General features: G+C 68.1%; 12 protein-coding genes. 4 read left to right on the top strand and 8 right to left on the bottom strand.

Annotation, left to right across the window (positions count from 1 at the left end; genetic code table 11):
* The 6 genes from ACP93_RS20815 to hflK all read right to left on the bottom strand — a co-directional run.
* Positions 1 to 2,202, bottom strand: a 2,202-nt coding sequence (locus ACP93_RS20815; RefSeq protein WP_131721599.1) for a tetratricopeptide repeat-containing diguanylate cyclase, incomplete at its 3' end; no start/stop codon positions are given.
* Positions 2,203 to 2,504: 302 nt separating this feature from the next.
* A complete protein-coding gene (locus ACP93_RS08120) occupies positions 2,505 to 3,740 on the bottom strand; it encodes a DUF1444 domain-containing protein (RefSeq protein WP_048490197.1) in 1,236 nt (411 codons plus the stop codon).
* A 309-nt stretch (positions 3,741 to 4,049) separates the two neighbouring features.
* Complete coding sequence (locus ACP93_RS08115) at positions 4,050 to 5,342, bottom strand: adenylosuccinate synthase (protein ID WP_010340110.1); 1,293 nt, start codon at positions 5,340 to 5,342, stop codon at positions 4,050 to 4,052.
* A gap of 267 nt (positions 5,343 to 5,609) precedes the next feature.
* Positions 5,610 to 5,795 carry a DUF2065 domain-containing protein gene (locus tag ACP93_RS08110; protein ID WP_048490196.1) on the bottom strand — a complete coding sequence of 62 codons (186 nt, stop codon included), beginning with the start codon at positions 5,793 to 5,795 and terminating at the stop codon, positions 5,610 to 5,612.
* Positions 5,796 to 6,030: 235 nt separating this feature from the next.
* Positions 6,031 to 6,897, bottom strand: coding sequence for a protease modulator HflC (locus ACP93_RS08105; protein WP_048490195.1), 867 nt, complete (start codon positions 6,895 to 6,897; stop codon positions 6,031 to 6,033).
* Positions 6,894 to 8,036: an FtsH protease activity modulator HflK gene (gene hflK, locus ACP93_RS08100; RefSeq protein ID WP_048490194.1), complete on the bottom strand. Its 1,143-nt coding sequence runs from the start codon at positions 8,034 to 8,036 to the stop codon at positions 6,894 to 6,896. The genes ACP93_RS08105 and hflK overlap by 4 nt, the downstream gene beginning before the upstream one ends.
* A 142-nt stretch (positions 8,037 to 8,178) precedes the next feature.
* Between hflK and ACP93_RS08095 the strand changes: the two genes are divergently transcribed.
* The gene (locus tag ACP93_RS08095; RefSeq protein ID WP_048490193.1) at positions 8,179 to 9,183 is read left to right on the top strand and encodes an acrylyl-CoA reductase family protein; all 1,005 of its coding nucleotides are present in this window, start codon (positions 8,179 to 8,181) and stop codon (positions 9,181 to 9,183) included.
* A gap of 82 nt (positions 9,184 to 9,265) precedes the next feature.
* Positions 9,266 to 9,643, top strand: coding sequence for a twitching motility response regulator PilH (gene pilH, locus ACP93_RS08090; RefSeq protein ID WP_048490192.1), 378 nt, complete (start codon positions 9,266 to 9,268; stop codon positions 9,641 to 9,643).
* Between the two features lie 521 nt (positions 9,644 to 10,164).
* Here the strand turns inward: pilH and ACP93_RS08085 are convergent.
* Entirely contained in the window at positions 10,165 to 11,052 is an 888-nt protein-coding gene (locus ACP93_RS08085) for a DnaJ C-terminal domain-containing protein (protein WP_048490191.1), read from the bottom strand.
* A gap of 136 nt (positions 11,053 to 11,188) precedes the next feature.
* Positions 11,189 to 11,656 carry an Hsp20/alpha crystallin family protein gene (locus ACP93_RS08080; RefSeq protein WP_048490190.1) on the bottom strand — a complete coding sequence of 156 codons (468 nt, stop codon included), beginning with the start codon at positions 11,654 to 11,656 and terminating at the stop codon, positions 11,189 to 11,191.
* 169 nt (positions 11,657 to 11,825) lie between these two features.
* On the opposite strand from ACP93_RS08080, the gene ACP93_RS08075 reads away from it, so the two are divergent.
* Together ACP93_RS08075 and ACP93_RS08070 are read left to right on the top strand one after the other, a co-directional pair.
* Positions 11,826 to 12,308 (top strand): peroxiredoxin, encoded by a 483-nt coding sequence (locus ACP93_RS08075; RefSeq protein ID WP_048490189.1) that lies wholly within the window; start codon positions 11,826 to 11,828, stop codon positions 12,306 to 12,308.
* Positions 12,309 to 12,339: 31 nt separating this feature from the next.
* Complete coding sequence (locus ACP93_RS08070; protein WP_048490188.1) at positions 12,340 to 12,924, top strand: ferritin-like domain-containing protein; 585 nt, start codon at positions 12,340 to 12,342, stop codon at positions 12,922 to 12,924.
* Positions 12,925 to 13,166 lie beyond the last annotated feature (242 nt).

Raw genomic sequence — 13,166 nt, 5'->3', positions numbered from 1 at the left:
CACCACCCCATCGCCCCCACCCCCCGTCTGCCGCAGCTGCCCTTCCGCCTCCAGCACCTCCAGCGACACATCGGCGCCGAGGTCGCTAGCCCCACCTTCCAGCGTCAGCCCCACCCACCGATCGCGACCGGCGCGCTTGGCGCGATACAGGGCGGCATCGGCGATGCGCAGGCTCAGCGGCCAGTCGCCGCCAGGATGGGCGGGGAACAGGCTGACGCCCATCGACACGGTGAGGGCAATGCGTCCGGTCGGGCGCACCAGCGGGTCGGCCTGCAGGCGCTCGCGCAGGCGGCGGAACAGGCGCGGGGCGTCGGCCAGGGTGCCGCCGGGGCAGATCCACAGGAATTCTTCGCCGCCCCAGCGGGCGATGACGTCGGAACTGCGCGCGCACTCGCGCAGCAGGTCGCCCAGGTGCATCAGCGCGTGGTCGCCGCCTTCGTGGCCGTGCAGGTCGTTGACGCGCTTGAAGTGGTCGATGTCCAGCAAGGCGATCAGCAGCGGTTCCTGCGTGCGCTCGGGCGTCGCGGCGGCCTCGCGCGCCTGCAGCCAGGCGGTGACGTAGCGGCGGTTGCGCAGGCCGGTGAGGGCGTCCTCTTCGCTCTGGCGGCGAATGGTGGCGGTGAGTTGTTCCAGTTCGCGGTGCTGGGTCTGGATCTCGTCGTTCTTGCGCGCCAGTTCGGCGTTGACGCGCCGGCGTATGCGGCCTTCGCGCACCTTCAGCAGGAAGAAGCCGGCCAGCGCCAGCAGCGCGGCCAGCAAGCCGTAGAGCACGCTGCGCTGGCGCTGTTCGCGCGCCTGCAGTTGCGCGTAGGCGGCCTGTTCGGCGGCGCGGGTGCGGCCAAGCGCCGCCAGTTCGCTCTTCTTGCGCGCCAGGTCCACCGCCGATTCCAGCTCGGCGATGCGGGTCTTGGATTCGACGTTCACCGCATCGTCGTTGACCGCTTTGTACTCGCGCATCAGCGCCAGCGCCTCGCGGTCGCGGCCGAGTGCGTCGAGGTTGTCGATCATGCGCGGGTACAGCTCCAGCCGCCGTGGCACGTTGTCCGACTGCGCGAACAGTTGCCGCGAGCGCTCGAACGCGGTGGCCGCCGCCTCGCGCTGGCCGAGGTCGGCGAGGGTGACGCCGAGGTTGGAATAGACGATGGCCGCCTCGCCGTTGTCACCATGATCGCCGCCACGCGCGACGTTCTCCAGGGCGGCGGCGGCTTCGCGCAGCAGCGGCAACGCCTCCTGCGGGCGATGCTGGCGACGCAGCACGTTGGCGAGGTTGTTCAGGGGACCGATCACCGACGCCTTGTCGTCGGCGCGCGCCGCCGCCAGCGCTTGCCGGTAGATGGCCTCGGCGCGCGGCAGTTCGTTGGCGCCTTCGTAGGCCGAGCCGAGGTTGTTGAGCACGTCGGCACGCGCAAGCCCCTTGCGCGGCTTGAGGTCGTAGGCGGCCAGGGCGCGCTGGCCATATTCGATCGCCTTTTCCCATTCGTGCGCATACACGAACACGCCGGTGGCGTTGTGCAACATGGCGGCGTCGTCCGGCTTGCCCAGCGCCTTGCCCACCCGCTCCACTTCGAGCAAGGCGGCGATGGCATCGGGCATGCGCCCCTGCTGCGAGGACACGATGAAGATGATCTGGTTGGCGTTGTACTCCACCAGGTCGGGATGTTTGCGCACCTTCGACAGGGCGATGCGCGCGACCCGCAATGCATCGTCCTGCGCGCCCATCAGGTAGTAGGAAGCGGCCAGCTGCCGCCACAGTTCGGCGATATGCGGGTCGTCCGGCAGGTCCTTCTCCAGCCGTCGCATGTCGGCTTCGAGTTCGGCGATGCGGGCGGCGTCGCGCGGCTGCCAGATGGCGCCGTTGAGTTGCTTGAACAGGCGCAGGCGCTGCGGCGGCGACAGCGGCTGGGTGAGCAGGGCCGAGCCGAGGGCGACCACGGTCTCCGGCTTGCCGGCGGCAGAGGCCGCGTCCACCAGTTCCAGGCCGAGGGGAATCAGGCCCTGCTTGTCGGTGGCGGCGTCCCAGGCCGGCATGCCCATGCGCAGCGCAGCCGCCGGGTCGTCGGCACGCACGGCCGCCACGCAGGCCGGCAACGCCTGTGCCGGCGCACACGCGGGCGTTATCACCGTCTGTGCCGCCACGCCCGGCACGAGCACACCCCACCACAGCAGCGCCCCGAGCGACTGCCAAACCAAGCGACTGCGCACTGCCGTTCTCCCCCAAGATGCCACGGCGCACGACGGAGCCCTGGGCGCGGCGGCTGCCGTCGCAAGCGGGTCCCCGCGTGTCGCTGCCGATGTGCAGCGACGCCGATCCGTGCGCTGCTATCGGCCGCAGAGGCGATTTCTTGAGTTTTATCCCATGCGGAAAGCTACGTAATGCACGCTAAGCCTGCACGCGCCTGCGCCAGGGTGTACCGCAATCAGCCCATCTCCAACCGGGAGAGCGGCTGGGGTGAGGTCGGTAGCAAGCAGAACACCCACGCAGCCCCAGTCGTGATCCCCGCCCATTACAGCGGCGTAAGCTGCTTGAGCTGCGCGTCATCGGGAAACGCTTGCACGCGGTAACGCGACGGATACAGCGGCGGCTGTGGCTCCATCAGGTCGCCGAACGCCGCAACAGCTTCGCCCCAGGACACCAGGACGACCTCTTCCTCCTCGGCGTCGTCGCGCGGAACGACCAAGGCGATCCGGTCGGCCCTGGGCAGCAAGGTATCGACGCCCTTGGTCCAGGTGCAGAGCGAAAACTGCCGCCCACCGTCGTCGCGCTCCTGGTAGACACTGAACGACGCGACGAAGATGTCCTGGTCGGTCGCGTCGTGGAGCTTGTCCAGCGCTGCCTTCTGATCGGCATAGGCAGGCGCGTCCAGCAACCGGCGCAGGTCGGCCTGGCGCTGGCGATGCTCGGGCAACGCCAGCGCGAACGGCACCATGCGGCGTGCCTCGTCGTAAGTGAACACCAATGCGGAAACGTTGCGACCTTGCGCGGCTGCTTCCACGCTCAGCTCCAGCATCGCGCCGATGGCGGCGGCGTCACGGTCGCCCACCACCAGCAGGCAGTCGCGCGCCGGCAGCATAAACAGCGGATTGCCCGCCACCGGTACGCGGTACAGCACGTCGGGCAGCAAGGCGCGGCTGGTGTCGTAGGCATCCTGCCATGCGCCGCGGAACACGCCCGGCGCGACTTCGACGAAATGGTCGACCGTTGCATCGCGCAGATTGTCGCGGGCGATGGCCAGGCCTTCGTCCAGAGTGATCCCCCATGCCGCACGCGGGCCCTGGAACAGCGTGGAGATCGTGTCCGGCAGGTCCAGCGCCAGCAGCTCGACGCAATCCTCGGCAATGTCGCGCCATGCGTACGGTAATGGCGCATCGAGGCCTTTCTCCAGCAAGTGCTCCAGCCGCATCTCCTCGAACATGCCGCGATTGCGAATCACCGGCATCAGCGTCGCGCGCACTTCGTCGAATGTCTTTTCCCTGCCACTCTCTTCCTGCGCGTTGAGCGAGGACGTCACATAGGCGCGCAATGCCTCGGCGCGGCCTTTGCGCGTCGCGGTCCTGTAGGCCTGATAGGCGTTGTGCAGGTAGATGGTGTAGCCATTGCCGCCGACCAGCCGGAACGCGTCAGACTGATAGACCAGCTCCTCGCGATAGCCCCGCGCGCGCAGGGCGTCGGTGTACAACCTGGCGAAGGCATCGGGGCTGGGCGTGCGGTTGAACAGCGTGTCGAACAGTGCAGCGAACATCGGCGGTCGTCCTTGTCGAGTGGCGGCATGCGTGCGCCGCGCGGAATGCTAGCGCAGCTTTGCGGCAGCCGCAGATGGACGCGGACCGCAGTGTAGGCAATGGCACTCCGGCAACTCCGATTGCGTCGAGCAGCCAGAAAGCGTGCGCACGCTGCTCGGCCAGCTGTCCTCCCACGTGCATGCACGGCGCACTGCATTACGCGTGTCAGTGTGCGGTGTGAAATAAAAAGCCCCGCTGTCGCGGGGCTCTCTGGAGACTCGGTACTTCCTTCTCCCGCATGCGGGAGAAGGAGCCACGTGCTGCCCGCCTCAGGCGAACGGATCCTGCAGCACCATCGTGTGCTCGCGGTCCGGGCCGGTGGAGACGATCGAGATCGGGCAGCCGGCCAGTTCCTCCAGTGCGCGCAGGTAGGCGCGGGCGGCGGGCGGCAGTTCGTCCCACACGGTGATGCCGTGGGTGTTCTCGCTCCAGCCCGGGAACTCCAGGTACACCGGGGTGCACTCTTCCCAGCCCTGCGCGTCCAGCGGCGCGTACTCGGTGCGCTTGCCGCGGTATTCGTAGGCGATGCACACCTTCAGCTTCTCCATGCCGTCGAGTACGTCGAGCTTGGTGATGCACAGGCCGGAGATGCCGTTGATGGCCACCGCCCGCTTCAGCGCGACGATGTCCATCCAGCCGCAGCGGCGCGGGCGGCCGGTGGAGGCGCCGTACTCGGCACCGCGGTCGCGGATGCCCTGGCCGATTTCGTCGTCCAGTTCGGTCGGGAATGGACCGCCGCCGACGCGGGTGGCATAGGCCTTGGCGATGCCCAGCACGTAGTCGATGTCCTGTGCGCCCACGCCGGTGCCGGCCAGCGCGCCACCGACGGTGGTGTTGGAGCTGGTGACGTAGGGATAGGTACCGTGGTCGATGTCCAGCAGCGCACCCTGCGCGCCTTCGAACAGCACGCGCTTGCCCTGCTTGCGCAGGTCGTGAAGGATGCCGGCCACGTCGGACTTCATCGGCTGCACGTACTCGCCGAAGGCCAGCGCTTCGTCGAAGGTCTTCTGGAAGTCGACCGCTTCCACGCCCAGGTACTTGGTCAGCACGAAGTTGTGGTAGTCCAGCGCGGTGCGCAGTAGCTCTTCCAACTGCGGCGGGTAATGCAGGTCGGCGACGCGGATGCCGCGGCGCGCCACCTTGTCTTCGTAGGCCGGGCCGATGCCGCGGCCGGTGGTGCCGATGGCCTTGCCGCCGGCGGCCTTCTCGCGGGCCTGATCCAGGGCGATGTGGTACGGCATGATCAGCGGCGCGGCCGGCGAGATCTTCAGGCGCGAACGCACTTCCACGCCGGAGGTCTCCAGCTCCTCGATCTCCTTGCGCAGCGCGGCCGGGGAGATCACCACGCCGTTGCCGATCAGGCACAGCGCGTCGGCGCGCAGGATGCCGGACGGGATCAGGTGCAGGACGGTCTTCTTGCCGTTGATAACGAGGGTGTGGCCGGCATTGTGGCCGCCCTGGAAACGCACGACGGCACCGATTTCCTCGGTGAGCAGATCGACGATCTTGCCTTTGCCTTCATCGCCCCACTGGGCGCCGAGCACGACAACTGACTGACCCATGGCTGGGTAACTCCTGGTTTGCTGCGCGACCGTCGGGGCCACGCGGATGTGGTGGCCGTGCGGGGATCGACCGACACCAGCGCGGTTGCTCCATCGGGGAGCGTCCAGGCGGCGGCAGGGCCCATACACGGAAAAAGCCGGTCGAGACGCTCGCGTGGAGCGGGCCCGGCCGGCTTTTGTGCATTATCCGGGTTTTGGGTGGCGGTCACCACCCCTTCCCCTGCCGCGTTCAGCGACCTGCCCGACGGCAGCAATCGGGATGCGGGGTCAGGCGCGAACCCACAGCAAGGCGAGCAATCCCACCGCCAGGGCCACCCCACCGGCGATCCGCAATTGCGTGGCCGGCATGGCCAGCATCTGCTGCACCATCCGCTTCCAGGCTTCCGGCGCCACCAGCAGGATCAGGCCTTCGAAGACGACGACCAGGCACACCGCGGCGATCAGATCGTGCATGGGGGTCTCGGCAAGCGGGAATGGGCGGAGCGCGCGGCGCTCAAGCGTGTTGACCTTGTAGGAGCGACTTCAGTCGCGACAGGCTTTACCAGGAAGGCTCGTCGCGACTGAAGTCGCTCCTACAAAGGCTTCCAGCGCCGGGCGCCAGCCGCATGCAGCCGGCCCCCCTGTACATCGTCAGAGACCGGGGACCCGCTCTTGCGAATCCCCACTCTCGACTCCCCAATCCCCGCCCTCAGCGCTCGCTCTTGAGGTACTGCAGGAACGGATCGTTCTTGTCGAGCACGATCACGCCGTTGCCGTCGGCCATGGCGCCGCGGTAGGCCTCCAGGCTGCGGTAGAACGCGTAGAACGACGGGTCGGCGGAGCCGGCCTTGCCGTACACGCTGGCGGCCTCGGCATCGCCTTCGCCGCGCAGCTTCTGCGCGTCGCGTTCGGCCTCGGCGACCAGCACCGTGCTTTCGCGGTCGGCCTGGGCGCGGATGGTCAGCGCCTGCTCCTCGCCCTCGGCGCGCAGCTTGGCCGCTTCCTGCTTGCGCTGCGCGCGCATGCGCTCGTACACGTCGGTGATCACCTGGCTGTCGGTCGGCAGGTCGATCTGCTTGATGCGCAGGTCGACGATCTGCATGCCCAGGGTCTTGCTGGCCGCGTTGATCGCCACCAGCTGCTTGGCGATCAGCTCGCTGCGGTCGCCGGACACCAGCTGCTGCAGGGTGCGCGAGTTGATCTGGTTGCGCAGTGAGTCGGTGATGATCGGCGCCAGCAGGCTGTTGGCCACCTTCTCGTCGCCGCCTTGGGTGGCGCGGTAGAAGGCGCGCACGTCGGAGATGTAGCCGATGGCGAAGAAGCTGACGCTGACGTCCTTCTGCTCGGCGGTGAAGTAGCGCGCCGGGTTGGTGTCGATCACCTGGAAGCGGCGGTCGAACATGCGCACCGACTCGACCAGCGGCACCTTGAAGTGCAGGCCCGGCTTGAGGTCGGCACGCACCACGCGGCCCAGGTTCAGCACCATCGCCGCCTTGTCCTCGGGCACCACGAACACCGAACTGAGCAGCGCGAACAGCGCGACGACGGCAATGCCCGCCCACAATGACAGTTTCATCGCTGGATCTCCTCACGGCCGGTCGGGCGCGGCGTGCGCTCCGGGTTGCGGACACTTTCGGCCGAACTGCTGTTCAACGCCGGCATCAACACCTCCTGCGGCACCGTCGGCAGCGACGTGGTCGGCGTCGGCGGCGTCGAAGCAGCCGGCGCCTTGTTGTCGGCCGGCATCGGCACGTAGATCAGTTGGCGGCCATCGCCGCCGATGACCTTGCGGTTCTCCGCCAGCACCTGCTGGATCGTCTCCAGCCACAGCCGCTTGCGGGTGACCTCCGGCGCGTTCTGGTACTGCTGCTGCAGCAGGGTGAAGCGCTCGGCGTCGCCCTGCGCGCGGGCGATCGCCGCTTCCTTGTAGCCTTCGGCGACGGTGCGGGTGCGTGCCGCCTGGCCGCGCGCCTCCGGCACCACCTTGGCGGCGTAGGCCTGGGCCTCGTTGATCAGCCGCTCCTTGACCTGCTGGGCGCCGTTGACCTCGTCGAAGGCCGACTTCACTTCTTCCGGCGGACGTGCGTCGGGCAGGGTCAGACCGGTCACGATCAGGCCGGTGTGATAGGCCTTCAGCGCGGCCTGCAGGCGCTCGCGCGCGGCCACCGCCATCGGCCCGCGGTTGTTGAGCACAGTGTTGAGATCCGAACGACCGATCTGCTCGCGCACCGCGCTCTGCGCGGCCTGCTCCAGCACCAGGTCGGCGTTGCGCGCGCCGAACACGTAGGTGCGCGGGTCCTCGACCCGGTACTGCACGTTGAGCGAGACGTTGACGATGTTCTCGTCGCCGGTCAGCACCGGCAACTGGCTGTCGAAGGTCTTGATGCGGGTGGCATCGACCTTGCGCACGGTCTCGATTGGCCACGGCAGCTTGAAGTTCGGGCCCGGCTGCAGGATCCGCGAGAACTGGCCGAAACGCAGGACCACGCCGCGCTGCTGCTCGCCGATCAACTGGAAGCTGCTGAACAGCAACACCAGCACCACCGCACCCAGGATCCAGCGGCCGATGCCGCCGCCGTCGCCGAACAGGTCCTTCAACGGACCGGGCAAGCCGCCCCACTTTCCTCCCCCATTGCCGCCACGCGGCGGCCAGGGACCGCGCCCGTGATTGTCGGGGCCGTCTCCGCCCTTGCCGCCAGGTGTGTTCCAGGCCATGCATGCTCCAAGAAGGAAGGTGGCGACGCGTCGGTCACGCGCCGGTCACCGGATAATGAGTCGCCGATTCTACAAGATGGGGCAGACCCGCCGTTTCGAAAGGGTATCTTGGTGCATTCCTGCGTGCCGACCAAGGTGTTCCATGTCCGTTCCCGCCCAGTTCTCCGCCTTCCGCATCCACCAGGACGCCAGCGGCTACCACGCCGGCCTCGTGCCGCTGTCGCTGGACCAGCTCAGCGACGGGGAGGTGGTGATCCGCGCCGCCTGGTCGTCGGTGAACTTCAAGGACGCGCTGGCCGGCACCGGCCAGGGCAAGATCCTGCGCCGCTTCCCGCTGGTCGGCGGCATCGACGTGGCCGGGCACGTGGTCGCCTCCAGCGACCCGGCGTTCAAGGAAGGCGACGCGGTGCTGGTCACCGGCTGCGGCCTCAGCGAGACCCGCGACGGCGGCTACAGCGCATACGTGCGCCTGGAATCCAGGTGGGTGGTGCCGCTGCCGGCCGGGCTGAGCCTGCGCGAGAGCATGGTGCTGGGCACCGCCGGCTTCACCGCGGCGCTGGCGCTGCTGCGCCTGCTCGACAACCGCCAGACCCCGGCGCACGGCCCGCTGTGCGTGACCGGCGCCACCGGCGGGGTCGGCTCGCTGGCGATCGACATCTTCAGCCGCGCCGGCTTCGAGGTGCATGCGGTCAGCGGCAAGGCCGAGCGCGCAGAGCAGCTCAAGGCCTGGGGCGCCACCCAGGTGCTGGGGCGCGAGGCCCTGCAGACCAGCCGGCCGCTGGAATCGGTGCGTTTCGGCGGCGGCCTGGACAACGTGGGCGGGGCGATGCTGACCAGCCTGCTGGCGCAGACGGCACCGTACGGCAACGTCGCCAGTGCCGGGCTGGCCGCGACCGCGGAGCTGGACATGACGGTGATGCCCTTCATCCTGCGCGGGGTGTCGCTGCTGGGCATCGGCTCGGCCGGCACCGCGCGCGACCTGCGCGACCGCATCTGGCAGCACCTGGGCAGCGACTGGAAGCCGCGCCACCTGGAGACCATCTGCACCCGCGAAGTGGACCTGGCCGGCCTGCCGGAGGTGTTCGCCACGATGCTGGCCGGGCAGTCGTTCGGGCGCACCGTGGTGCGGCTGGATCCAGGCGCGTAGCCACGCCGGCGCTTTGTGACACGCAACGCTTTCCGCCCTCGCGCCGCTGCCACTACACTCCAAGCTTCCTAGGGGGAACCACATGGCACGCATTCTGATCGTCGACGATTCGCCGTCGCAGTTGCTGGGCATCCAGCGCATTGTCGAAAAACTGGGGCACGAAACGATCACCGCCACCGACGGCGCCGCCGGCGTGGAAGCGGCCAAGGCGTCCTTGCCGGACCTGGTGCTGATGGACGTGGTGATGCCCAACCTCAACGGCTTCCAGGCCACCCGCACCCTGCGCCGCGAGCCGACCACGCAGAACATCCCGGTGATCCTGGTGACCACCAAGGACCAGGACACCGACCGCATGTGGGGCATGCGCCAGGGCGCCCGCGCCTACATCACCAAGCCGTTCTCCGAGGACGAGCTGTACGAGGTGATCGAGCGTGTGTTCAGCGGCGAGGATGCGCCGTAGAAGCCGGGAATCGGGATTGGGGATTGGGGATTCGTAAGGGCGGGTTTCCGGGCGGTGTTTGAGCGCGCGGCGTAAGGCTGCATTGCAATCGGCGCCCCTTGTAGGAGCGGCTTCAGCCGCGACGGGCGTTACCGGTAATGCCTGTCGCGGCTGAAGCCGCTCCTACGACAAGCCGGGCAATGCATGGAACCATAACGAAGAGCCGGTGGCGTCTCTTGTGGGAGGGGCTTCAGCCCCGACGCTTCAAAGGTTGAGGCGTCGGGGCTGAAGCCCCTCCCACAGAAAAGCAGCACAGCTGCAGACTTGCGAAGCGCGTATGCGGATCGGCGACGCCGCTGCGGCCGTGCGTCGCAGCGGCTCCAGCGCAGTCACGCCTGCAGGCGCAGGCCGGGCCGGGCCGCACAAGCGGGTACGGCCGCTTTATCGGGCCGGCATTGCGGCTGATGCCGCCCCCACAACGCCACAGCGCGAAGGGACGCCGCTCTTGCGAATCCCCAATCCCGACTCCCCAATCCCCGCAATCAAACGGCCTCGCCAAACGCCTTGGCCAGCCCGCGATACGCCTTGCGCTGCGCTTCGGTTTCCGGTGCCGGCGCCAGCACTTCCAGTTCGACGATCTGGTCGCCCGGCGGGGTGCCGGGCAGGCCGCGGCCGCGCAGGCGCAGCTTGCGGCCGGCATCGGACTCGGGCGGGATCTTCAGTTCCACCGCCCCGCCCAGGGTCGGCACGCTGATGCTGGTGCCCAGCGCGGCCTGCCAGGGCGTCACCTGCAGGGTGTAGAGGATGTTGCGGCCGTCCACCTCGAACTGCGGATGCGCGGCGTACTCGATCTCCAGCAGCAGGTTGCTGCCGCCGTTGCCCTGCCCGCTCAGCCGGATCACCTGGCCGGGGCGCACGCCCTTGGGCACGCGCACGTCCAGCTGCTTGCCGTTGATGGTGATGCGCACGCTGTCGCCGGCATACACCGCCTCCAGCGGCACCGCCAGCTTGGCGCGGGTATCGCCGCGCGGTGCACCCGGCCCCGGACCGGGGCCGGCGCCGCCCTGGCGGGCGCGCTGCTGGCGGGCGAACAGGCTCTCGAAGAAATCGCTGAAGCCGCCGCCGGCGCCGCCGTTGCCGAACACTTCCTCGAAGTCGAAGCCCTGCGCACCACCGTAGTTCGGCGGCGCGTGGAACTCCTCGCCCGGGCGGTAGCCCTGCGCGCGCAACTGGTCGTAGGCGGCGCGCTTGGGCGGGTCGCGCAAGGCCTCGTAGGCCTCGTTGATCGCCTTGAACTTCTCTTCGGCCCCAGGCTCCTTGCTGACGTCGGGATGGTACTTGCGCGCCAGCCGCCGGTACGCGGTCTTGATCTCGGCATCGCCGGCGCTGGGTTCCACGCCCAGGGTCGCGTAGTAATCCTTGAATTCCATCCATCACCTCAAAAAAGAGTCGGCCCGCCGCCTTGCGGCAACGGGCCGGTTGCATGCATTGCACCATCGCCCGGCCATTCTACGGCCGGCCGCGAGGGCGCGGCGTCGCGGTGGCGACGCCGCTGCGAGCGGGCGCTTACTGCACGATCGTGGCCCCGGTATCGACCTGGATGCGGCGCGGCGTGCTCGCCGGACGCTTGGGGATGCGCACTTCCAGCACGCCATGGTAGCCGGTGGCGGAAATGCCGTCCGCATCGGCGCTGTCGGGCAGCGCGAAGCGGCGGTGGAAGCTGCCGTAGCGGCGCTCGATGCGCGAGAAACGCTCGGTGTCGGCGGCCGATTCGCTCTTGCGTTCGCCCTTGATCGAAAGAATGCCCTTGTCCATCGACACCTCAATCTCCGACGGGTCGATGCCCGGCAGGTCGGCGTACAGCACGAAGCGCTCCGGCTCCTCCTTGATGTCCACGCGCGGCACCCACTGCGCAGTGACGACGGCCGATTCGTCGGTGCCGCCGTTGGGATCGAAGAAGCGGTCGAACACCTGCTTGATCTCGTTCTGGAATGCGGCCTGGGCCGGCCACTGGCGATAACGGACGATGCTCATCGTGGTCTCCTGAAACGTGAATGAGGTACACCCCGAAGGGGACGGTTCGCGGCGGCGGGACCGGCCCGCCGTCCATGCCCGTCAGATAGGCCTGCCACGGCGCTTTTCAAGGCGTTGACGCCACCTTCCCATTTCCGTTTCTAGACTCGGTTCATCCAAGGAGCCCGACATGCCCATCCAGATCGGCGAACGCATTCCCGAAGTGGTGCTGCAGCACATCCGCGACGGCGTGGAAGCCGTGGATACGCGCACCCTGTTCGACGGCCGCCGCGTGATGTTGTTCGCGGTGCCCGGCGCCTTCACCCCGACCTGTTCGGAGAAGCACCTGCCCGGCTATGTCGAGCACTTCGAGGAGTTCCGCAAGCGCGGCATCGAGGTGTACTGCATGGCGGTGAACGACCCGTTCGTGATGCAGGCCTGGGGCAAGAGCCAGCTGGTGCCCGACGGCCTGCAGATGCTGTCCGACGGCAACGGCGACTTCGCCAAGGCGCTAGGCCTGGAGCTGGACGCCAGCAGCTACGGCATGGGCGTGCGGGCGCGTCGCTTCGCGCTGTACGCCGACGACGGCGTGGTGAAGGCGCTGTTCGTCGAGGCGCCGGGCGAGTTCAAGGTCTCCTCAGCCGACTACGTGCTGCAGCATCTTCCCGACTGATCCCCTTACCCACCACAGGAAACGGCCAGCCATGTCCAACAAGCCAGCCTCCCCGAACACCGACGCCAAGCCGCTGCAGCACACCGCCGGCCTCACCGACACCGCCACGCTGCGCGCCAACGCCCGCCAGAGCATCGAGGACGGCGCGATCACCAAGAGCTACAGCGCCGACCGCGAGGCGGTGATCAAGATGCTCAACGACGCGTTGGCCACCGAGTACGTGTGCGTGCTGCGCTACTACCGCCACTACTTCATGGCCGCCGGCATGCTCGCCGACGCGGTCAAGTCCGAGTTCCTGGAGCACGCGCAGCAGGAGCAGGCGCATGCGCACAAGCTGGCCGAGCGCATCGTGCAGCTGGGCGGCGAGCCGGATCTCAATCCGGATACGCTGACCGCGCGCTCGCACGCCGAGTACAAGGAAGGCGAGGACCTGCGCGACATGGTCAAGGAGAACCTGATCGCCGAGCGCATCGCCATCGACAGCTACCGCGAGATGATCAACTTCGTCGGCGACAAGGACACCACCACCAAGCGCATCCTGGAAGAGATCCTGGCCCAGGAAGAAGAGCACGCCGACGAGTTCTCGGACATGCTGGAAGGCTGGATCGGCAAGTAAGCCGGCTCAGGCTTTATGCTCTCTCGTAGGAGCGGCTTCAGCCGCGACAGGCCGTCTCGATGGTGCCTGCCGCGGCTGAAGCTGCTCCTATGGTGCTTCTTTTCGCACTACAGGCAAATCTCAAGCCACGGCAAAGGCTTTCGCCCTTACGGGCGAGTTACTTTTCTTTGCTCGCGCAAAGAAAAGGTAACCAAAAGAAAGCGCGCCCTGCCTACGCGCCCTCCGCGCTGCGCGCTCCGGGT

Origin of the sequence: Xanthomonas sp. NCPPB 1128, assembly GCF_001043115.1 — a bacterium.
In the GTDB taxonomy this organism is placed as follows: Bacteria; Pseudomonadota; Gammaproteobacteria; order Xanthomonadales; family Xanthomonadaceae; genus Xanthomonas_A.
This window is presented reverse-complemented; position numbering and strand designations above follow the sequence as displayed.

What these genes read in the sequence shown, in the direction of transcription:
- ACP93_RS08120 (WP_048490197.1), bottom strand. Translation starts at nt 3,740, where the DNA reads ATGTTCGCTGCACTGTTCGACACGCTGTTCAACCGCACGCCCAGCCCC.
- ACP93_RS08115 (WP_010340110.1), bottom strand. Translation starts at nt 5,342, where the DNA reads ATGGGTCAGTCAGTTGTCGTGCTCGGCGCCCAGTGGGGCGATGAAGGC.
- ACP93_RS08110 (WP_048490196.1), bottom strand. Translation starts at nt 5,795, where the DNA reads ATGCACGATCTGATCGCCGCGGTGTGCCTGGTCGTCGTCTTCGAAGGC.
- ACP93_RS08105 (WP_048490195.1), bottom strand. Translation starts at nt 6,897, where the DNA reads ATGAAACTGTCATTGTGGGCGGGCATTGCCGTCGTCGCGCTGTTCGCG.
- hflK (WP_048490194.1), bottom strand. Translation starts at nt 8,036, where the DNA reads ATGGCCTGGAACACACCTGGCGGCAAGGGCGGAGACGGCCCCGACAAT.
- ACP93_RS08095 (WP_048490193.1), top strand. Translation starts at nt 8,179, where the DNA reads ATGTCCGTTCCCGCCCAGTTCTCCGCCTTCCGCATCCACCAGGACGCC.
- pilH (WP_048490192.1), top strand. Translation starts at nt 9,266, where the DNA reads ATGGCACGCATTCTGATCGTCGACGATTCGCCGTCGCAGTTGCTGGGC.
- ACP93_RS08085 (WP_048490191.1), bottom strand. Translation starts at nt 11,052, where the DNA reads ATGGAATTCAAGGATTACTACGCGACCCTGGGCGTGGAACCCAGCGCC.
- ACP93_RS08080 (WP_048490190.1), bottom strand. Translation starts at nt 11,656, where the DNA reads ATGAGCATCGTCCGTTATCGCCAGTGGCCGGCCCAGGCCGCATTCCAG.
- ACP93_RS08075 (WP_048490189.1), top strand. Translation starts at nt 11,826, where the DNA reads ATGCCCATCCAGATCGGCGAACGCATTCCCGAAGTGGTGCTGCAGCAC.
- ACP93_RS08070 (WP_048490188.1), top strand. Translation starts at nt 12,340, where the DNA reads ATGTCCAACAAGCCAGCCTCCCCGAACACCGACGCCAAGCCGCTGCAG.